Below are 22,008 nucleotides of genomic sequence, written 5' to 3'. Positions count from 1 at the left end.
CTACGCGTTTACAACAGCATCATTCAACCTCAGAACACGAAACGACTAGCTCGAAACTAAAACGTTGTCACTTGAAACAGGAACGTTCTCATTTAGAACAGAAATATTCTCACTTGAAACAGAAACGTTTTCGTTTAAAACAGGAATATTCTCACTTGAAATAGGAACGTTTTTGTTTGGAACAGGAAACTTTGAGTTCAGAACACGGAACTTGGAGATTAAAGCTTGATTGATGAGGCTGAGAGCTTAAATTTTACTGCTCAGAGGTCAGGCGATCGCGCAAATATGCTAAATTTTTACGCACAGTAACAGTATTTGGATGATCTGTGCCTAACCGTTGCTCAAAAATATCTAATGCTTGAATGTACAAGGGTTCGGCTTCGCTGTATCCGCCTTGGGAGTCGTAGAGTGCCGCTAGGTTGTTGAGACTAAGTGCGACAGATGGATGTTCTTCGCCCAGCAGCTTGCGCCTAAGTGCCAAAGCTTGGATATAAAGGGGTTCGGCTTCGCTGTATCTGCTTTGGGAGTTGTAGAGTGCCGCTAGGTTGTTGAGACTAAGTGCGACATCTGGATGTTCTTCACCCAGCAGCTTGCGGTAGAGTGCCAAAGCTTGGATGTAAAGGGGTTCGGCTTCGCTGTATCTGCCTTGGGAGTTGTAGAGTCCCGCTAGGTTGTTGAGGTTAAGTGCAAAATTTGGATGCTCCTTTCCCAGCAGGTATTGCGTTAGTTCTAAAGCTTGGATGAACAAAGGTTCGGCTTCGCTGTATCTTCCTTGGGAGTAATAGAGTAAAGCCAGGTTGTTGAGGTTAAGTACAACATCTGGATGTTCTTCTCCCAGCAAGCGTTGCCATAGTTCCAAAGCTTGGATGAACAAGGGTTCGGCTTCGCTGTATCTGTCTTGGGAGTAGTAGAGTGAAGCCAGGTTGTTGAGACTGGCGGCAACATCTGGATGTTCTTCTCCTAGTAGGTGTCGTCTAAGTTCCAAAGCTTGGATGAACAAAGGTTCGGCTTCGCTGTATCTTCCTTGAGAACGGTAGAGTTCTGCCAAGTTGTTGAGGCTTCGTGTAACATCTGGATGTTCTTCTCCTAGTAGGTGTCGTCTAAGTTCCAAAGCTTGGATGAACAAAGGTTCCGCTTTACTGTATCTTCCTTGGAAATAGTAGAGTCCTGCCAGGTCGTAGAGGCTAGAAGCAGTATCAGGATGTTCTTCTCCTAGTAGGTGTCGTCTGAGTTCCAAAGCTTGGATGAACAAAGGTTCGGCTTCGCTGTATCTTCCTTGGGAGTGGTAGAGTAAAGCCAGGTTGTTGAGGTTAAGTGCAACATTAGGATGCTCCTCTCCCAGCAGGCATTGCGTTAGTTCCAAAGCTTGGATGAACAAAGGTTCAGCTTCGCTGTATCTTCCTTGGGAGTTGTAGAGTAAAGCCAAGTTGTTGAGGTTAAGTACAACATCTGGATGCTCCTCTCCCAGCAAGCGTTGCATTAATTCCAAAGCTTGCAGGTACAGGGGTTCGGCTTCGCTGTATCTTCCTTGGGAGTAGTAGAGTAAAGCCAGGTTGTTGAGACTGGCGGCAACATTAGGATGTTCTTCTCCCAAGCGTTTTTTAGTGATTTCTAGACACTGCTTAAACCAAGGTGCTGCTTTGTCATACAATCCCTGACCATCATAAAATCGAGCGTTGCCGACAAAAGGCCAAGGTAAATTATCATCACTGACGTATTGAATGAGATTCCTTGCTACTTCAGCTAGATGAGGTATGGTGGGGGTGACATCGTTGATTTGTTGAAGGGTAGGTGAGTAAGGAATATCTTTGGCGACTGCTACCATCACCTTGCAAAAACTTCGCTTTAATTCCTCTGCCTTTTCTAAACCTGTACACTTATATTGGAAAAACTGCCGCAACAGTGGATGCAATTGGTAAACTCCCTCACCTTTGCGCTGGAGTAAATGTAGATTCAGCAAGCTATCGTCTCTAATTTCTTCTAAATCTTCCGCATCTTCTTCTGGTAAACACTGTTCCACCAACTTCCAAGGTATGGGTGCGGCGGCAAATAAACTCAATAAACAGCCTAATTGCTTATCGTCGTCCTCTAATTCTTGCCAACTTAACTCAAAGGCTGCTAACACACCTCGTTGTGCTGTCATGTCGGCTTCCGACTTAGATTTAGACAAAGAACGCTCATCTAGTCGCTTGTTCTCCAACCGCCGCAACATTTCTGCTAAAGACAAATCTTGTTTGCGCGCCAGATAGCGCCCCACTAATTCCACACCCAAAGGCAAATATCCCAGCCACTCACACAACTGATTTGCTACAGCTAATTCTCGCTCAATTCGCTCTGGTGTTTCCTTGAGTAAAGACCTCAACAACTCCAGCGCCGCCTCTGGTTGCAGCACATCCAAAGATAACTGTGCGATGCGTCCCAAGTTCTGGCGTGTAGTCATCAACACTTTAAACCGAGAAGGTAGCGACTGTAAGTAAGGCTTGACTTGCTCGTAGTCGCCGACATCATCCAACACTAGCAGCACATCCCCCTCACGCCAACGCCGCCAACAGTATTGCACTTGGGCGAGTATATCAAAATCTTCTGGCGGATTTAAATCAAGCTGCGTTCTAGCAAACTGCACAACTTGAATGCCTACATCCCCAGTTTTTGCCAGCAACCAGCAAAGCCCACCGTTATATGTTTCGCGCTTGTTGAGGGCATATTGCAGGGCGAGTTCTGTTTTACCGACTCCACCCATCCCAGCAATAGCGGCTATTGCTACTTGTTTATTATCCTGCAAAAGTTGGTGGAGGTTTTGCAATTCCTCTTCACGTCCGACAAATTCCACCACCCCACTCAGGGGCAAATTTTGCGGTATTTCAGTAGAGGGATTTGACTTTACCCGTTCCCGTTCGGGCGACTCTAGTCAAAAATTAAAGGTATTGCCAGAAATGGTATTAGTCCCGCCTTTAATGTTGATCCCCTGCCAATTTTCAATAATAGTATTCGTCAGTTTTGGTTGTGCTTCCTTGGCTACAGCTTCCACAGCTTGAGCAATCTCAGGGTCTTTCTGCGCCGCTTCTTCTACTTGCTGCCCAATCAGATAAGCCCGACTATAATCTAAAGGTAGTGCTTGAGTCAGTTCAATCGCACTCGCCGTACTAGGTTCTTTGCGCTTCAGTAGTGATAATAACTGTTCGCCTTCCTGCCAAACCTTTTCGCCGACGATTTCACCAGTTTTTTCAAAAGCCTTAGTGATAACCAAAGTTGCGATCGCCGCTGCCGTTAGTGATGCTGGCTCCATAAATTCGCAAAAATATACGAAATTATACTAATGATTTCCAGTCTAACAGCCTCTAAATAGCTAATGGAGAGCCAATAGCTGAAAAAATTCTAAAAAACCCTCCTTTTCCACCATTAACCACCATTAATAAGACAAGAGACAGAAGTTATTTCTCCCCTGCCCCTCTGCCCCTCTGCCCCTCTGCCCCTCTGCCCCCTATCACCCGCCTACATGAATCCCAGGACGGCGTTCGGTATCTTTCTCTGCTTTGCGAAGGACTTCACGAGTGACCACAGCAATATCACCCTCACCAAACAAGATAAAACGTAGCAAGTATTGTATCGGGTTTCCTTCTGCCCAACCGAAGTAAGCATGTGGAATCTTTCCCGTTTGGTCGCGAATATGAAGAAGTAAAGCCGCAATAGCATTGGGAACTGCTGCACTCTCAGCACGCAGGATACGGTAATCACCAACCTGCACTCCCTTTACTTTGATGACATCAGCAAAGTCGGAAGCATCTGACACCATAATTTCGAGAAAAAGAACTGGGTCGGTAGACGGAACGTGATTGTCTTCGCGCACCTCTTTTTCTTTTAAAAAATACTCTAGCTCGTCGCCCTTATTGAATCGATTAGCAATTATGCGGATTGCTCCTTGGCTTTCCTCAGCAATGAATTGGCGAGCTTTTTCGTCAATTTCAATCCTTTCTACTCGCAGTTCGGTGGAACGCCAAACACGGGAAATTAATGAGGTGAGAACAATAGCACCAATAAAGAACGAAGCAATCCTGATGCCCTCTGGTCTTTCAATGATATTTACAACAGTAGTGAATATAAATACCAGTGTGATAAGTGCAAACACAAGTGTTGCTCGCCTTGACCTCTGACGGTGGACTGACAAAGTTACAGCCAACGCAGCGGAACTCATCAACACCAGCACACCAGTGGCGTAAGCCCCACCTTGGGCTTCGACATCAGCCCGAAAGATAATTGTGACAATAAGGGCAATAGCTACATACACCAATACTAAAGGTCGCGTTGCTCTTGTCCAGTTAGGTGCCATCCCATAGCGTGGCAGATAGCGAGGCACAATATTCAGCAGCCCTGCCATTGCCGATGCACCTGCAAACCACAGAATGCTAATGGTACTTAAATCATAAATTGTGCCAAAGCTATTACCTAGATAAAGATGTGCTAGATAAGCAAGGGCACGTCCATTTGCTTTGCCCCCAGTTGCAAATTCTGCTGCCGGAATCAGTAGAGTAGTGATAAAGCTGCTGGTAAGTAAAAAGAAGCTCATAATCAACGCAGCAGTGGTAAGCAGCTTGCGCGTATTCCGAATACGTCCTTTGGGCTTTTCGGGGGTGTCGCTGCTGCTACCTTGTACAAGAGGCATGACAGTCACGCCAGTTTCAAAGCCTGACAATCCCAGTGCTAGCTTGGGAAATACCAAAATAGCTGCGCCGAGCATTAACAGAGGGTTGGAATGTTGTGCAAAAAGTGCTGTTTGCCAGTTAGCGATCGCAGATGCGTGATTTAGGATCTGATACAGACCAACGCCAATAACAACCGAGTTTAACAGCAAATAAACTCCCACTAAAAATACTGCTATTCCGATCGCTTCTCGAAAACCTCGCAGGAAAACCGCACCTAATAATGCAATTAATACCAGCGTGATTCCGACTTCCTGATTGTGAAGTAAATTCGGGGCGAGCGGATTTTCGATAATGTGAGCCGTGGCATCAGCAGCCGATAGTGTAATGGTAATAATGAAGTCTGTTGCCACAAAACCAAGTAAGCAAAGGACGAATAGCTTACCTTGCCACCAGGGTAGCAAATGTTCGAGCATTGCGATCGAACCTTCACCATGAGGACTTTTAGCAGCAACACGCCGATAAATTGGCAAAGCTCCAAAAAGTGTTAACAGAACTAAAACTAGAGTAGCCACAGGAGAAAGAGCGCCTGCGGCTATTGCTGCAATTCCAGGTTGGTAGCCAAGTGTTGAAAAATAATCTACACCAGTCAGACACATCACCTGCCACCAAGGGTGTTTGCGGTGTGTTTGTTCCTTCCTGTACGGACCTTTCTTCTCTTGTCGGTCTTCTGCCAGCAACCAATGGATGAATTGTCGGCTGACACGATTTGAAGTAATTAATTTAGGCATCAAAACATTACTTCTCCCATGTGATATATATACCATGCGCGCGTATCACGTGGCTTTAGTCTCATCAACTCTTTCTCTGTACTGACTTGTTGAGTAAAGATCGCGCACCTGCTTAGAGAGAGATAATTGATATCAATGGGGCAAAATTCTAAACTACTGGAGTGGATTCCATTTTAGCCAATTGCTTGCCGAGCATCCCATAGATTTAAATCTATGGGCTATTAGATTGATGCTAAGTTTATTTATAATAATTCTTATAAGTAAGAACAATTTTTCTTAGCAAGCTAAAAAGCTTTATTGATAAAGGTTTTAGACAGCCAATGCTCTTGCGCGATAATGGCTCAAACAGGTTCTTTAGTAAATTGTGTGCTTGAGTATAGACGTAGATACATATGTACCTTGAAAAGAATATAAAAATTAAAGTTTTTATAAATTATCAAACAGTTTCTAGTTTTACATTCGGAGAAACTACTTCATCTTTGCTCATTTGTTAAATAATACTTAATGTTTTGTAGTTAAATTTACGTCGATCGTACATAAATAATTTAGATCGTAACTAGCGCAGTAAAGTTGATTAGATAAGCTTTATACCTCTATTAATGCTGCTAAATAGTCTTTGCTTATTTAAGCTTTTGTCTTTCTTGCAAAATATTTTTTACATTGGACTCAAATAATTTTTGGCTACTTTATCCCATCATCTTCTTTCTTGTTTTCGTCAACACAATCCTGGCTCTGGCATTACTGACCTGAAAGCTCATTATCGTGGCTTTCGATATGTCCGTGAAATATTAAAAATGCTTCCCCAACAGCCTGAGCCTATTTTATTGTCCCAAATTCTTGCCCAACTTAGTTCTTTAGGACGTATTCATCCCGTTTCTACTGGTGTTGAACCCTCGTAAATTGGCTAAGGCATTGTTATATAAATAGGTCGTCTGTGTGACTTAATTTTAGATATTCTCTTGGCTTAATTATGATTACTGCGTGCGATCGCCGTGAGGCCGTGAGTCATGTCGTAGGTGTTGCCGTTTACGCATGTAGACATGTATAGAGAATAATTTTAGATGATTCTTTCAATGCCTATAGAGGAGGGACGTTGCATGGCATTGGTGGATTTACGTCATTGCGCTTTCTGCGATCGCACTGCATAGCACAATTATGTGCGTGATGGCTTTTGTTACGAAGGGCAACATCTGTTCGATAGTAATCAGACCAAAGCAATATCACAGGCACTCAGGGATAAACACAGGGAAAACATCGCTTCGGCTTACATCGTTTTGGGCAAGGTACTCTGCTTGGGATGTATTGCTGGTTCATCCTTTCTCTAACTGCTTACCTTATTGCTCATTGGACTTATTTATCCACTTAACTGCCATTATCACCTGATTGGGGTGAGGCTGCACAAACTGCACTTGAATCTATTTTCCCTTAAATAGTCGTGTCTCTTCTTTTACTTGAGATTGAACGACTAATTCCTCTTACACGTAGTTGTGGTTTTGACATCCATATTTCCAGGTGCAAGATGTGAGTAATAGTCATGCGGGGTTCTTAGGGGAGAGCGGTACAGTAATGTAATCCACTCTGACCCGACCAGTTGGGTAAGATAAACTTAATAATTTACTCAAAATTATAATTCATTGCAATCTTGAAAACTTTCAATTATTGCCCAAATATCCAAAATTTATGACCATTAGTATAAAAAACATAGTTTGTTTGGGTTTTATAGTCAACATATTTATCTAAATATTTATTTAAATTTATAGAAGTATTATGCTTTAAATCTTTGCGAACAACATTACTTGTTAGCGATTGATTTCTTAACTGTCTTAACTGTCTTAACTGTCTTAACTGTCTTAACTGTCTTGTTGGAATGCTGTTGCATTTTATTGAGAAAAATGAGATTATTCTTTAGTTGAAATTTTCAGTATGTTAATTTAAAGAAAGTAAGTTTGTTTCAACAATGATTAGTTTTTATCAAAAAAGAGTAAAGTCATCAGTCACACCAAGGGTTAGTTCTGCTGCGGTTGCATCTGCCATCACAGTGTTGGGAGGGCCGTTTGGCATCGTCGGAGGTATAAAGCTAGTTGGTCTAATAACGGTTGTAGGGATGCTGTAGCAGGATATGGACTTAAAGCCATTGTCAAAGCTATTTATAAAGAACGTAACAAAACCAAATCTGTTCAATTTCTTATTAAATAAATTAAAGATTTACCGATTACAGAGGAGCTAAAACATCAAACTGAAAAATGGACTTAGCTTAGAGTCAAGTACTAATGCTCAAGAAATAGAGATTCCGAAAACAGTTGCAATTATTGAGAAATGATTTTAAATCAGTTATCACTGATTCAGTTATCAATCAGTGAAGGCGTATCGGCGTAGGTTTAGACCCGCCACCAACGCGAACCACTCTTCTAGTGGGGGACTCAAACCCAAGGATAAACACACAACTGATAACTGGTAACTGTCTTTAAGAAGGATATACAAGCTAATGCAGTTAGACAATCATAGTCAGCTTTTAGTAAATTCAAATAATAAAAGTTTTACATGTTGTAGAAAAGTAGAAGTTGCTATCCGGTCAAGTTCGGCTGTTGACGATTGTGTAGTCATAGAGAAGCAGACAGAAAATTTAAAACAAGATTTAGTTGCTTATGTAGTTCCATCAGGTTTATTTGTACCAGAACAATTGCTATCTTACTTGCAAACAATTCTGTCTAGCGAATTAATACCGAAGGCGATTGTGCCAGTCTCCACTCTACCGTTGACTCCATCGGGACAGATAGATGAAACTACCTTAAGTCATTTGAAAGTAAGAGATGCAAGCCTTGTACAGCGATGGTCAGAGCAAATACAGTTAGTACCTGAAGTTAAGCAAGTAGCAGTAGTAGTTCAAGAACACCTCAAGCAGCAGCAGTCACTACGTCTATCAGACTTACTTGGTGACTATAAAACTCTTACAAGTGAAGAAAATAATACTTCAGTTGCATCTCAATTTACCCGCTCAACTATCAATCAAAATTCCAGTTCAATTCAGCTAGCTATTAGTCATGGCAGAGAACTCAAGCGAGAAAAAAATGCTCCAAAACTTCTTTGGGAAGCACTGCAAAAGACAGCTCTTCAATTTCCAGAAAAAGAACTGGTTTATATTCAATCTGATGGTTCCGAGATTATTCAATCTTATAAAGATTTACTATTAGATGCTCAAAAGATATTAGCTGGTTTAAGAAAGTTAGGTTTAAAGCCACTAGACAAAGTAATATTTCAAATTGATCTCAGTCAAGATTTCATACCCGCGTTTTGGGGCTGTATACTGGGCGGTTTTATTCCCGTACCAGTTTCTATCGCACCTGCCTATGAGCAGGTTAACAGCGCTGTTAATAAATTACACAATGCTTGGCAGATGCTAGAGCAACCTATTGTTCTGACAAGCTCAAAATTAGTTCAAAGCCTTCGGGAGTTACCAGTACTTTTAAATATAGAAAACTTTCAAGTTGAGACAGTAGATAACTTACGCCAAAACCAACCAGATAGAAATATTCATCAAAGTGACCAAGATGATTTAGCACTACTATTACTCACTTCAGGTAGTACTGGTTTTCCTAAAGGTGTGATGTTAACTCATCGCAATCTCTTAAGTATGACGGCTGGCACAGCCCAAATGAACAATTTTTCCAGTGATGACATTGTTTTGAACTGGATGCCATTAGAGCATGTGGGTGCAATTGTATTTCTGGGACTGATGGCAGTTGATTTAGGTTGCAAGCAAATCCATGTATCTACAGAATATATTCTGCAAAATCCTATTCGCTGGTTGGAATTGATTCAACGCCACAAAAGCTCGGTTTCTTGGGCCCCAAACTTCGCTTTTTCCTTACTCAATGAACGCGCTAGTGAAATAAATCAGCGCCCATGGGATTTATCTTCTATGCGCTTTCTAGTGAACGCTGGAGAGCAAATCGTACCGAAAACAGCACGTAGTTTTCTTAAGCTCTTCCAACGGCATGGTTTACCACCTAACGCCATTCATCCAGCTTTTGGGATGTCTGAGACTTGCTCAGGAATCACTTGGTCTGATGGTTTCTCTCTCTTAACATCATCAGATGAAATGTCATTTGTAGAACTCGGGCCACCAATTCCCGGAGCATCGATTCGCATCACTGATGAAAATAACCAAGTCGTTCCTGAAGGAGTAATTGGGAAATTTCAAGTTAAAGGGCTTTCTGTGACCTCTGGTTACTACAAAAATCCAGAGCGTAACCGCGAAGCCTTTACTCTTGATGGGTGGTTTAATACTGGAGATATCGGCTATATCAAGTCAGGACGTATCATACTGACTGGCAGAGATAAAGATGACATCATTATTAATGGCATCAACTATTACAGCCATGAAATTGAATCAGTAGTTGAAGAAGTTGAGGGCGTAGAGATATCTTATACGGCTGCCTGTGCCGTGCAACTTTCTGGTAGTAACGCAGATCGGTTAGCAATCTTTTTTAATTCTGCTATTTCCGAGCAGACCTTGTTAAAAGAACTAATCAAAAAGATTCGTGGAGCAGTTGTTAAAAATATTGGGGTTAATCCAAATTACATCATTCCTGTGAAAAAGGAAATGATTCCCAAGACTGCAATTGGTAAAATTCAGCGATCGCAATTAAGCAAGAGGTTTGTGGCTGGTGAATTCGATAGTATTATTCAACAGTTAGGCATCAATTTAGATAATCCCAACTTACTGCCAGGCTGGTTTTATCGTAAAACATGGCGACCAAAAGCGCCTGTAAGCCAAAAGTCTACAATTAATGGTAACTTCCTGGTATTTCTCGACCAATTGGGACTAGGGGAATATTTGGGTGCAGAACTCCAAAAACAGGGGTTGTCGTGGGTTGGTGTTGAAGCAGGAGTAGACTTTAAGCAACTGAGCAATAACCGCTATCAAATTGCGCCAAATAATCCCGAACATTATCAGCGTTTGCTATCTGCTCTGTCAGCCAAGGGCTTTCAAATCGATAGAATTTTGCACCTATGGACTTATGACACTTGTATTAATGAGGTTTCCAGCTTAGAGTCCTTGGAACAGGCTCAAACTTCTGGTGCTTATAGTCTCCTATCCTTAATTAAAGCGTTAGCTAATATCCAGAAATTTCAACGTTCTGTTGAACTGTTAGTAGTTTCCAATTATACGCAGTTTACATCACCTGGTGACGAAATTGCTTATGAAAAATCACCACTGCTGGGGTTACTGAAAGTAATCGAACAGGAAATACCAGGATTGTCTAGTCGTCATCTAGATTTGACAGTAGATGAAACTGCGGTGAATGCAGAGTGCGTTCTGCAAGAGTTGCAGATGTTATCAGGAGAATCTGAGGTAGCTTATCGCCAAGGACAGCGTTGGATTCCTCGATTAGAGAAAGTAGATTTTTCCTCCACACAAAAGCAAGATTTTGCTTTTAAACCAGGTGGAATGTATTTAATCAGTGGTGGTCTTGGGGGTGTTGGTGTTGAAATTGCTAAGTATTTACTGAAGTATTACAAAGCACGGCTGCTGTTGGTTGGTAAAACTGAACTACCCCAAAGAAGTACATGGCACAACTACACAGGACAGTCTAATGCCATATCTCAGAAAATTGCGGCTTATCAAGAACTAGAAAGGCTGGGTGGAGAAATCCTCTATGAGGCAATGGATGTCTGCGATTTGCCAGCTTTGCAACAGATGGTTGAACAGGCAAAGTCTAGCTGGGGATGCCAATTAGACGGGGTGTTGCATCTAGCAGGATCTTACCAGGAGCGATCGCTCATCGAAGAAAGCCACGAAAGTTGGTCAGCAGCCTTACGCTCAAAAGTTGGAGGAGCTTGGGTGCTAAATCAACTACTACTAGATGATCCCCAAGCAGTTTTTATCAGCTTTTCTTCGGTAAGTAGTTTCTTAGGAGGCGCTACTGTCGGCACATTTGTCGCAGCTAATCAGTTTCTAGAGAGTTTTGCACATTATCAGCGCACTCAAGGGTTAAAGAGCCATTGCTTTAGCTGGAGTCTGTGGGATGGCCTCGGCATTAGCCAGGACTACCAAAGAAGCAAGTTGGCTCAAACCAAAGGATATTATTCCATATCTGCACGACAAGGGCTGTATTCTTTGCTCATTGGTTTACATCATAATCAGGTGCAATTGCTAGTGGGATTAGATGGCAGTAACCGATATATCCGCAGCTATGTAGAAGATACTTACCCTCTGGAAAAATTAACTGCTTATTTTACCGCTAGTAATTCCTCAGTTGGGGAGCAATTATCTAAATTAGTGGTGCGCGATCGCTATGGTACACCCAGCACTTGCAATTTTGTGCAGCTACAACAGATGCCGTTAACTAAGACAGGCATCATCGATCTAGACAAGCTCACCAGAGGCGAGTTGCACGAAAGCGCCAATGACCAAGCACAACCAGTAACAGACGTTGAACGTCAAGTGGCGCAGATTTGGCAAGAAGTGTTGGGTCTTGAAGAAGTAGGTATTCATGATAACTTCTTCGAGCTAGGGGGACATTCACTACTTCTGGTACAGGCTCAGAGTAAATTGCAAGAGTTCTTCCAGATTCCAGTGTCGATTGTGGATATGTTTAAATATCCCAGCATCAGCACCTTAGCTAAGTACTTAAGTCAAGGGCAAACAGAATCACCTTCTGTAGTCCAAGGTCAAAAACGCGCCAAAGTTCGTAGTTCTCGCCACACTGCTAATACATCGGATATTGCTGTCATCGGCATGTCATGTCGTTTTCCCGGTGCTAATAATATTGATGAATTTTGGCAAAATTTATGCAATGGCGTAGAATCGATTTCGTTTTTCAGCGATGAAGAAATTATTGCCGCAGGTGTAGATCCGGCACTGGTAAAAAATCCTAACTACGTCAAAGCCAAGCCAATATTATCGGATGTGGAATCTTTTGATGCTGATTTCTTCGGCTATAGCACAAAAGAAGCAGAATTACTAGATCCTCAGCAGCGTCTTTTACTCGAATGTGCTTGGGAAAGCTTAGAAACTGCTGGTTATAATCCTCTGACCTATGATGGTGCGATCGGGATTTATGCTGGCGCGGTGATGAACACTTATTTACTGAATAATGTTTATCCCAACCGCCATCAGCTAGATATTAACGATAATCTGCAAGTAGCAACCACAGATTCGATGGGTGGTTTGCAGATGATGGTTGCTAATGATAAGGATTATTTAACCACACGGATTTCTTACAAACTCAATTTGACTGGGCCGAGTGTGAATGTGCAAACCGCTTGCTCTACATCCCTAGTGACAATTCACATGGCTTGCGCTAGCTTGCTGAGTGGCGAAAGTGACATGGCTTTAGCTGGCGGGGTTTCTGTGAATGCCCCACAAAAAATTGGTCATTTGTATCAAGAGGGAATGATTGTTACGCCAGATGGTCATTGTCGAGCTTTTGATGCACAAGCTCAGGGGACTATTTTTGGTAGTGGTGTGGGGATTGTGGTTTTGAAGCGGTTGGAAGATGCGATCGCCGATCGCGACCACATCTATGCTGTAGTTAAAGGTTCAGCCGTTAACAATGACGGTGGTACAAAAGTTGGCTACATGGCTCCTAATGGAGATGGTCAAGCATCTGTGGTTACAGAAGCAATGGCGATGGCTGGAATTGATGCAGACACCATCAGTTACGTAGAAGCACATGGAACTGGAACACCTTTAGGAGATCCGATTGAAATTGGCGGACTGACTCAAGCATTTCGTGCTAGTACGCAGTCAAAAAACTTTTGTGCGATCGGTTCAGTAAAAACCAATGTCGGTCATCTCCAGATTGCCTCTGGTGTAGTTGGTTTTATGAAAACAGTCTTGTCACTATACCATAAAAAAATTCCACCGAGCCTGCACTTTGAACAACCCAATCCTCAGCTAGATTTACCCAATACGCCTTTTTACGTTAATACTACTTTGAAGGATTGGCATACCCAAGGTTATCCCCGTCGTGCTGGGGTCAATTCTTTGGGCATCGGTGGTACTAATGCCCATGTGATTCTGGAAGAAGCACCTCTGTTTGAGCAGGGGACAGGGAGCAGGGGACAGGGAGCAGGGGAGCGTCCATACCACCTACTCGCCCTCTCAGCAAAGAATGAACAGGCTTTAGGAGAATTGCGACACCGTTATCGAGAATTTTTGACATCGAATCCGGAAGTATCTATTGCAGATGTTTGCTATACGGCGAATACAGGGCGGGAGCATTTTAACCACCGTCTGGCTTTTGTGGCTAACTCTAGGGAGCAATTGGTAGAGCAACTTGCTGATTTGACATCTTCCAAAAGCGTCCAGTCCAATAACAAGTCACTAAAAATAGCCTTCTTGTTTACTGGACAAGGCTCTCAATATATCAACATGGGGCGGCAACTGTACGACACTCAACCCATCTTCCGCCAAACTTTAGAGCAGTGTGATGAAATTCTTCGCCCTTATCTAGAGCATTCTTTGTTAGAGGTACTGTATTCTAGCCAAGGTCTTGAGCATCTGCTGGATCAAACTGCATATACTCAACCTGTGCTATTTGCGATTGAGTATGCCCTGTATCAACTTTGGAAATCCTGGAGAATTGAGCCAGATGTAGTAATGGGGCATAGCGTTGGTGAGTATGTGGCTGCAACTGTAGCGGGTGTTTTCAGGCTGGAAGATGGGCTAAAACTCATTGCCCATCGGGGACGGTTGATGCAGCAGTTACCATCTGGGGGTGAAATGGTTTCCCTGATGGCTTCAGAAGCGAAGGTGAGAGAAGTTCTTGCAGCCTATAATCAACGGGTGACAATAGCAGCCATCAATGGCCCCGAAAGTGTAGTAATTTCTGGCACTAGGGAAGATATCGCCGTTGTTTGTCAGCAACTAGAAGCACAAGGAATCAAGACAAAGCGTTTGCAAGTATCCCATGCCTTCCATTCCCCGTTGATGACACCGATGTTAGCTGAGTTTGAAGCGATCGCCAATCAAGTAACCTACAATCAGCCACAGATTCCATTAGTATCTAATGTTACTGGAGAAATTGCAGGCGATCGCATCACAACGCCACAATACTGGGTGAATCATATCCGTCAACCAGTGCGGTTTGCTGATAGTATGCAGACATTGCACCAGCTTGGATATCAAGTGTTCTTAGAAATCGGGCCGAAACCGATTTTGTTAGGCATGGGTCGTCAATGCTTGCCAGATAATCAGGGTTTATGGCTACCTTCTTTACGTGAGGGAGTACCAGAATGGCAACAACTGCTTTCTAGTTTAGGTGAGTTATACGTAGCCGGAGGCAAAGTTAATTGGTTAGGACTTGAGCAAGATTATTCTCGCCGCAAAGTTGCACTACCGACCTATCCATTTCAAAGACGACGCTATTGGATTGAAAATACTCCGCATCGGCATCAACAGCTACAACCAGCAAAACTGCATCCATTACTAGACAAAAAGCTCCAGTTGCCCTTGAGCAAGGAAATCTTGTTTGAAACTGAATTCAGTACTCAAACTCTACCGTTTTTAGCAGAACATCAACTATATAACAAAGTTGTTGTACCTGGAGCTTGTCATCTCTGCCTAATATTTAGTGCAGCAGAGCTGACTTTCGCTAATGAGGCGTGTCTGTTAGAAAATATAATTTTCCCGCAGGCATTGGCTATCCCCGAAGAGAAAGCACGCACGGTGCAGCTGGTGCTGTCTTTTGAAGAGAGTGGTGCATCTTTCCAACTCATAAGCTTTGATGCAGTACCGAATGGTAGTACTCAGGTTAGTGAGTGGCTAGTCCATGCTACAGGGAAAATTCAAAGCAACCCCAGCAAACCAGAAATTGTCCCCATCCAAGAAATCCAGTTACGCTGTACTCGACAAATAGCTGCACTCGAAATTTACCAAAATTTGCAGAAGCGTCAGCTTCTATTGGGGCCTAGCTTCCAGTGGCTTGATTGTGTCTGGTGTGGAGAAGGAGAAGCCCTAGCCAAGCTCAAATGGCTTGACCTAGTAGATGGTTTAGAAGATTATCAATTATATCCGGGTCTTCTGGACTCTTGCTTGCAACTAATCTGCATTTTCTTCTCTGACGATGAGACATCTGTACCCTTCGCAGTTGAGCGTTTCCAGATTTACCAACGCCCCCAAAATCAGCAGTTATGGTGTCATATACTTCAGCGCCAGTCAGATGACTCCAATCCTGACAAGCTAGTAGTAGATATTAGACTTTTTGATGCTAGCGGACAGTTGATTGCAGACATCACAGGTTTAGAAGCCAAAAAAGTGACTCGCAAGTCCTTACTGCATTCTCTGGAGCAAGATGTCGCAGATTGGTTTTATGAAATTGAATGGCAAGCGGTGGAAAAAAGTCAATCGGTTGCTGTTCCTGGTGGCTGTTGGCTGATTTTGGCTGACCCAGAAGGATTAGGGCAACAACTGGCTAACCAATTACAACAACAAGGAGCCGATTATATCCTAGTGTCTGCTGGTGTTAGCTATCAGAAAATTGACCAGCGACATTATCAAATCGATCCCAGTCTCCCAGATCACTGGCAAAAATTAATCAGTGCCGTCAGCCAATATCCAATCAGCAATATCATTCATCTGTGGAGTTACCAAGAGCGATCGCAAAACTCCCTGGCAGCTTTAGAACAAGAACAACTTCTAAATTGCGGCAGTGTCTTACACCTAGTGCAAGCTGTGGTGCAAGCCAACTTCCAAACACCTCCTCGGCTATGGTTGGTGACTCGTGGTACTCAAGCGGTAGATAGCCCATCGCCACAACCAGTTCAACTTACTGGGGCGGCATTGTGGGGATTAGGTAGAGTCATCACCTTAGAGCATCCCGAACTACAATGTGTGCGTTTAGATTTAGCTGCCGATGAGGAAAATTTGCGTTCGTCTTTGACGTTGGCGCAGCCATCGCTGTGGTCAGAAATATGCTCTGCTGATACAGAAGACCAAGTTGCTTATCGTCAAGGTGTACGTTATGTGGCACGCCTAGTGCGACGAAAAGCTCTCGAAACATTACCATCCGTAAACCTAGATGGTAGTTACTGGATAACCGGAGGTACTGGTGCTTTAGGTTTAGAGGTTGCCCAGTGGCTAGTGGAAAAAGGAGCGCGACATCTAGTATTGACTGGACGGCATGAAGCATCTTTGACTGCACAAGAACGCATCACCACCCTTGAGAAGTTAGGGGCAAAGGTGCTAGTTGTCAAAGCTGATGTGTCTCAAGCTCATCAAGTGGCTGAGGTGGTAGAAAAAATCCACTTGGAGCTACCGCCACTCAAGGGGATTATACATACAGCAGGAGTCTTAGATGATGGAGTATTGCAGCAGCAATCCTTAGATCGCTTTGGAGAAGTCATGGCTCCCAAGGTAGCAGGTGCATGGAATCTCCATACCTTCACCCAACATCTACCACTAGACTTTTTTGTCTGTTTCTCGTCGATGAGTTCGTTGATTGGCTCTACAGGACAAGGCAACTATGCAGCCGCTAATGCTTTTATGGATGCCTTAGCCCACTATCGCCAAGCTTTGGGTTTGCCAGGAATAAGTATTAACTGGGGGCCTTGGTCGCAAGTGGGCATGGCAGCTAATTTAGATAGCCGAAATCAAAATCGCCTACAGATGAGTGGTATTGGTACAATTTCTCCTCAACAGGGATTAGCTGTACTAGAGCAATTGTTGAATCAATCTTCTGCCCAAGTAGCGGTAATACCCTTTAACTGGTCGGAATTTTTGAGGAAATCGAGTTTCGGTTCCCCGTTCTTTGCTAACTTCACCCATACAGCCAAGAAAGTTGAACAATCTGATTTTCGGACTCGATTAGAAATGGCTAATGCAAGCGATCGCCAATCGCTTTTAATTGAGCATATTTCCTCACAAGTTGCTAAAGTGCTAGGGCGTAATCTCTCAAACAGAGATATTGAACAAGGGTTTTTTGAGCTAGGAATGGATTCTCTGACTGCTGTTGAGTTGCGAAACCGTCTGCAAAACTCTTTAAAATGCTCTGTACCCGCAAATTTAGCTTTTGATTATCCTACGGTTACAAAGCTGGCTGACTATTTGGCATTACAAATTTTTCCCCTAGATGTTGATGATGAATTTGCTCAAGAAAGCCAGAGCAAAGATAGCGAGCAATTTCAATTAGTAAATCTGGAAAACAGCGATTGGGTGGAGTTAGAACTATGAGCTTGGTTGAATTTTTACAAGACCTTTCTTTTAAAGGGGTTAAGTTAGGGCATGACGGAGAAAAATTACGTATTGGTGGTTCTAAGTCGCTGTTAACTGCTGATGTAGTTGCTCAACTACAGCAGTACAAAACTGAGATTTTACACTTACTACGCGATCGCCCAGATATTTTAAATACTTATCCTCTTTCCTACGGTCAACAAGCTCTGTGGTTCTTGTGGCAATTAGCACCTGAAAGTCCAGCTTACAATATGGCGTTTACTTGTCGTATTTGTTCGCAGGTAAATGTCACGACTTTGCAAAAAACTTTCCAACTCCTGATTGACCGCCATCCCCAGTTGCGTACCACTTTTTCCAAGCAAGGTAATCAAGTTGTTCAACAGATTCATCCAAGCCAGCTACCAGATTTTCAACAAATAAATGTCTCCAGTTGGGGCGAGCAGGAACTTGAGCAAAGAGTTATTCGGGAATATAAGCAACCCTTCGACCTCGAAAATGGGCCAGTAATCCGGGTGCGTTTATTCACTTCTTCACCACAGGAACACATCCTGTTGATGTCAATACATCATATTGCTTTTGATGGTTGGTCGATGGCATCACTGCTCGAAGAATTAATCACAAGCTATCCTGCACTAGAGTCGGGGAATCAGCCATCTCTAACTCCGCTAAAGCACTCTTACATTGATTTCATTAGTTGGCAAAGAGAATTATTAACTACTCCCCAAGGAGAAAAGCTCTGGAATTACTGGCAGCAACAACTAGCAGGAGAATTACCTGTACTCAATTTGCCCACAGACCGGCCACGACCACCCATCCAAACCTATAACGGTGCTTCGTATAACTTTAACCTCTCCCCAGACCTTAGCGAAAAACTCAAAAAATTAGCTCAAAAAGAAGGCGTTACCCAATATATCCTACTTCTAGCGACATATCAGGTTCTCCTGTATCGTTATACAGGGCAAGAGGATATTCTAGTTGGTGTTCCTACTTCGGGTAGAACTCAGACAGAATTTGCCTCAATTGTCGGCTACTTTGTCGGTCTAGTTGTTACAAGGGCAAATCTCTCAGGAAATCACAGTTTTAGGGAATTTCTGGTTCAAATTCGTCACACAGTATCACAAGCACTAGCACATCAAGATTTTCCCTTTGCTTTATTAGTAGAGCGATTGCAGCCACAGCGCGACTCCAGTCGCTCTCCAATTTTTCAAACTGTATTCAACTTTATTTTCCAGAATTTGGGGCAGTTTAAGCATACAGAAAAACTTTTGTTAAAAGGTGGAGTAGAAAAAGAAGGATTTATCCTCAAACCTTTTGACATTCCTCAGATGCAGGGTCAGTTTGATCTAAATTTGACGCTCTCAGAAGGAAATTCTTCTTTAGCTGGGATTTTGCAGTACAATGCTGACCTTTTTGATGCCAGCACAATTACCCGAATGGTAGGGCATTTTGTAACGTTACTTGAAGGGATTGTGGCAAATCCACAACAGCCAATTTCCCAATTGCCCCTATTGACACAACCTGAGCAACAGCAGTTATTAGTAGAGTGGAACAACACTCAAGCCGATTATTCTCAGGATAAATGTATCCATCAGTTGTTTGAGGCACAGGTAGAGCGTACACCCAATGCTGTAGCTGTGGTATTTGAGAATCAACAACTGACTTACTACGAGTTGAATACTCGCGCTAACCAGTTAGCACATTATTTACGCTCCTTGGGTGTAAAATCAGATACCTTGGTTGGGTTGTGTGTAGAGCGATCCTTAGAAACTATCGTGGGAATGCTAGGCATTCTCAAAGCGGGTGGTGCTTATGTGCCACTTGATCCTGAGTATCCCCAAGACCGCTTGAGTTTCATGTTAGAAGATGCTCAGATTCAGGTGCTACTCACCCAACAAGAATTACTCAACAAACTACCAGAGTATAGCGCACAGCTTGTTTGCATAGATAGCGATCGCTCAACCATAGCGCAACATAGCAACAAAAACCCAGAAAACACCACAACGCCGAATAATTTAGCTTATGTCATCTACACTTCCGGTTCCACAGGTAAACCCAAAGGCGTTTTAGTCAATCACAAGAATGTCACTCGTCTGTTTGCAGCGACAGACTCTTGGTATAAATTCAATCAAGATGATGTGTGGACAATGTTCCACTCTTATGCTTTCGACTTTTCCGTATGGGAAATTTGGGGTGCTTTGCTGTATGGTGGACGATTGGTAGTAGTGCCTTATTTGGTGACGCGATCGCCTGAATCTTTCTATAAGTTATTGTGTCAAGAGAAAGTCACAATTCTCAATCAAACCCCTTCAGCTTTCCGTCAGTTAATTCAAGCAGAACAGTCAATAACATTTTCCCCTGCCCCCTCCTTGAACTTACGCCTAGTCATATTTGGTGGCGAAGCTTTAGAACTGAAGAGTTTACAACCTTGGTTTGAGCGACATGGCGACTCCTTGCCTCAATTAGTGAATATGTACGGGATTACAGAAACCACTGTACACGTCACTTACCGCCCATTGAGCAAAGCCGATTTAAATCACACAGCTAGTGTCATTGGTCGCCCAATACCCGACTTACAAGTATATGTACTAGATGAATATTTTCAGCCAGTGCCGATAGGCGTTCCTGGTGAGATGTATGTTGGTGGCGAAGGGGTGACACGTGGCTATCTGAATCGCCCTGAGTTGACAAAAGAGAAATTTATCCCTAACCCTTTTCACAGTGGCAGGGAGCAGGGAGCAGAAAGCAGAGGGGGAATTCAGCACTCAGCACTTTTATATAAAACAGGTGATTTAGCGCGGTATTTGCCCAATGGCGAGTTAGAGTATTTAGGACGCATCGATAACCAAGTCAAGATTCGCGGTTTCCGTATTGAGTTAGGAGAAATTGAAGCATTACTAGCTTCTCATCCAGCCATTTGGGAAAGTGTGGTGGTGGTTCGGGAGGATGAACCGGGCGACAAACGTTTAGTTGCTTATGTAGTGCCGCAGACAGAACAATCTCCCACAGTCGTAGAATTGCGCCACTTTCTCAAAGTAAAGCTGCCAGAGTACATGATGCCAAGTGCTTTTGTGCTGCTTCCATCCTTACCCCTCACCTCTAACGGGAAAGTAGACCGCCGCGCCCTGCCAACACCAGAGTTAGACAGCACACTGCTAGAAAAATTTGTTGCCCCGCGCACTCCAGTTGAAGAAATGCTGGCACTTCTCTGGGCGCAAGTGCTGAAATTAGACCAAGTGGGCATACATGATAACTTCTTTGAATTAGGAGGACACTCGCTACTAGCAACGCAACTGCTTTCACGCATTCGCACCAGCTTTAAAGTAGAATTACCATTGCGTGAGTTGTTTGCAAGAGCCACAGTTGCAGAATTAGCGCGATCGATTGGGCAGTTACAGCAACAGGACTTAGAACTAACTTCCCCGCCACTTTTAAGGCGGACAAGGGATGCAGAATTACCAGTGTCTTATGCACAACAGCGTCTGTGGTTTTTAGACCAATTCGAGCCTAACAGCCCCTTTTACAACATTCCTATGGCTTTGCGTCTAGTGGGAAATTTGAATCAAGTAGCCTTAGAACAAAGCTTACAAGAGATTATTCATCGCCACGAAGCGTTACGCACCAACTTCATTACAGTTGATGGAAAACCTTCTCAAATTATTCAAACAGAAACTACTTGGACAGTTTCAGTTGTTGACTTGAAGTATTTATCCACAGGCGAACAAGAAATTACTAGCCAACAATTAGCACAACAACAAGTTACTCAACCTTTTAACCTGGCAAAGGAAGCATTAATCAGGGCGACATTAGTAGTGCTGTCGGAGACGGAATACGTCTTGTTAGTGTGTATGCACCATGTTGTGAGTGATGGCTGGTCAATGGGTGTATTTGTCCAAGAACTAATAGCACTGTACAATGCTTATTCTCAAGGTAAAGGCTCACCTTTAGCGCCACTGCCGATTCAATATGCAGATTTCGCAATTTGGCAAAGACAATGGTTACAAGGGGAAGTACTACAAAGCCAATTGAGTTACTGGCAACAACAACTAAAAGACGCACCAGCCTTATTGTCACTCCCCACAGACCGACCTAGACCAGCAGTGCAAACTTACCACGGGACACATCAAGAGTTTGCACTTTCTCTTGAACTAACTAGTAAGCTGACAAAACTCAGCCAAGAGCAAGGTTGTACCCTCTTTATGATGCTGTTGGCAGCATTTGATACCCTGCTTTACCGCTATACAGGTACAGAAGACATTTTGGTAGGTTCGCCAATTGCTAACCGCGATCGCTCTGAAATAGAAGGGTTAATTGGCTTTTTTGTCAATACTTTAGTCATGCGTACCAGCTTGACAGGCAACCCCAGTTTTAGCGAATTACTCACCCGTGTTCGCTCTATGGCAAT

General features: G+C 43.2%; 6 protein-coding genes and 1 pseudogene. 4 read left to right on the top strand and 3 right to left on the bottom strand.

The window, feature by feature from the left end:
- Nucleotides 1-253: 253 nt before the first annotated feature.
- From RMY31_RS00035 to RMY31_RS00025, 3 genes are all read right to left on the bottom strand, one after another.
- Nucleotides 254-2,848, bottom strand: a complete 2,595-nt coding sequence (locus RMY31_RS00035; RefSeq protein WP_409877018.1) for a tetratricopeptide repeat protein — start codon at nucleotides 2,846-2,848, stop codon at nucleotides 254-256.
- Nucleotides 2,849-2,908: 60 nt separating this feature from the next.
- Nucleotides 2,909-3,286: a DUF1565 domain-containing protein gene (locus tag RMY31_RS00030; protein WP_409877017.1), complete on the bottom strand. Its 378-nt coding sequence runs from the start codon at nucleotides 3,284-3,286 to the stop codon at nucleotides 2,909-2,911.
- A gap of 198 nt (nucleotides 3,287-3,484) precedes the next feature.
- Nucleotides 3,485-5,428 (bottom strand): amino acid transporter, encoded by a 1,944-nt coding sequence (locus RMY31_RS00025; protein ID WP_409877016.1) that lies wholly within the window; start codon nucleotides 5,426-5,428, stop codon nucleotides 3,485-3,487.
- Nucleotides 5,429-6,102: 674 nt separating this feature from the next.
- Here RMY31_RS00025 and RMY31_RS00020 point away from each other — a divergent pair.
- From RMY31_RS00020 to RMY31_RS00005, 4 genes and pseudogenes are all read left to right on the top strand, one after another.
- Nucleotides 6,103-6,327: pseudogene (locus tag RMY31_RS00020) on the top strand (IS4 family transposase); the annotation flags it as partial.
- Between the two features lie 1,058 nt (nucleotides 6,328-7,385).
- Entirely contained in the window at nucleotides 7,386-7,541 is a 156-nt protein-coding gene (locus tag RMY31_RS00015; protein WP_409877015.1) for a hypothetical protein, read from the top strand.
- Between the two features lie 372 nt (nucleotides 7,542-7,913).
- On the top strand, nucleotides 7,914-17,606 hold the full coding sequence (locus tag RMY31_RS00010; RefSeq protein ID WP_409877014.1) for an SDR family NAD(P)-dependent oxidoreductase: 9,693 nt from the start codon (nucleotides 7,914-7,916) through the stop codon (nucleotides 17,604-17,606).
- Nucleotides 17,603-22,008: amino acid adenylation domain-containing protein (locus RMY31_RS00005; RefSeq protein WP_409877013.1), on the top strand; the 4,406-nt coding region annotated here is incomplete at its 3' end. The genes RMY31_RS00010 and RMY31_RS00005, both read left to right, overlap by 4 nt.

The organism is Dendronalium sp. ChiSLP03b (genome assembly GCF_034531165.2).
GTDB lineage: Bacteria > Cyanobacteriota > Cyanobacteriia > Cyanobacteriales > Nostocaceae > Dendronalium > Dendronalium minutum.
This window is presented reverse-complemented; position numbering and strand designations above follow the sequence as displayed.

Bases quoted from the DNA above. Each gene is read 5' to 3' on its own strand.
- RMY31_RS00030 (WP_409877017.1), bottom strand. From the start codon at position 3,286: ATGGAGCCAGCATCACTAACGGCAGCGGCGATCGCAACTTTGGTTATC.
- RMY31_RS00010 (WP_409877014.1), top strand. From the start codon at position 7,914: ATGCAGTTAGACAATCATAGTCAGCTTTTAGTAAATTCAAATAATAAA.
- RMY31_RS00015 (WP_409877015.1), top strand. From the start codon at position 7,386: ATGATTAGTTTTTATCAAAAAAGAGTAAAGTCATCAGTCACACCAAGG.
- RMY31_RS00025 (WP_409877016.1), bottom strand. From the start codon at position 5,428: ATGCCTAAATTAATTACTTCAAATCGTGTCAGCCGACAATTCATCCAT.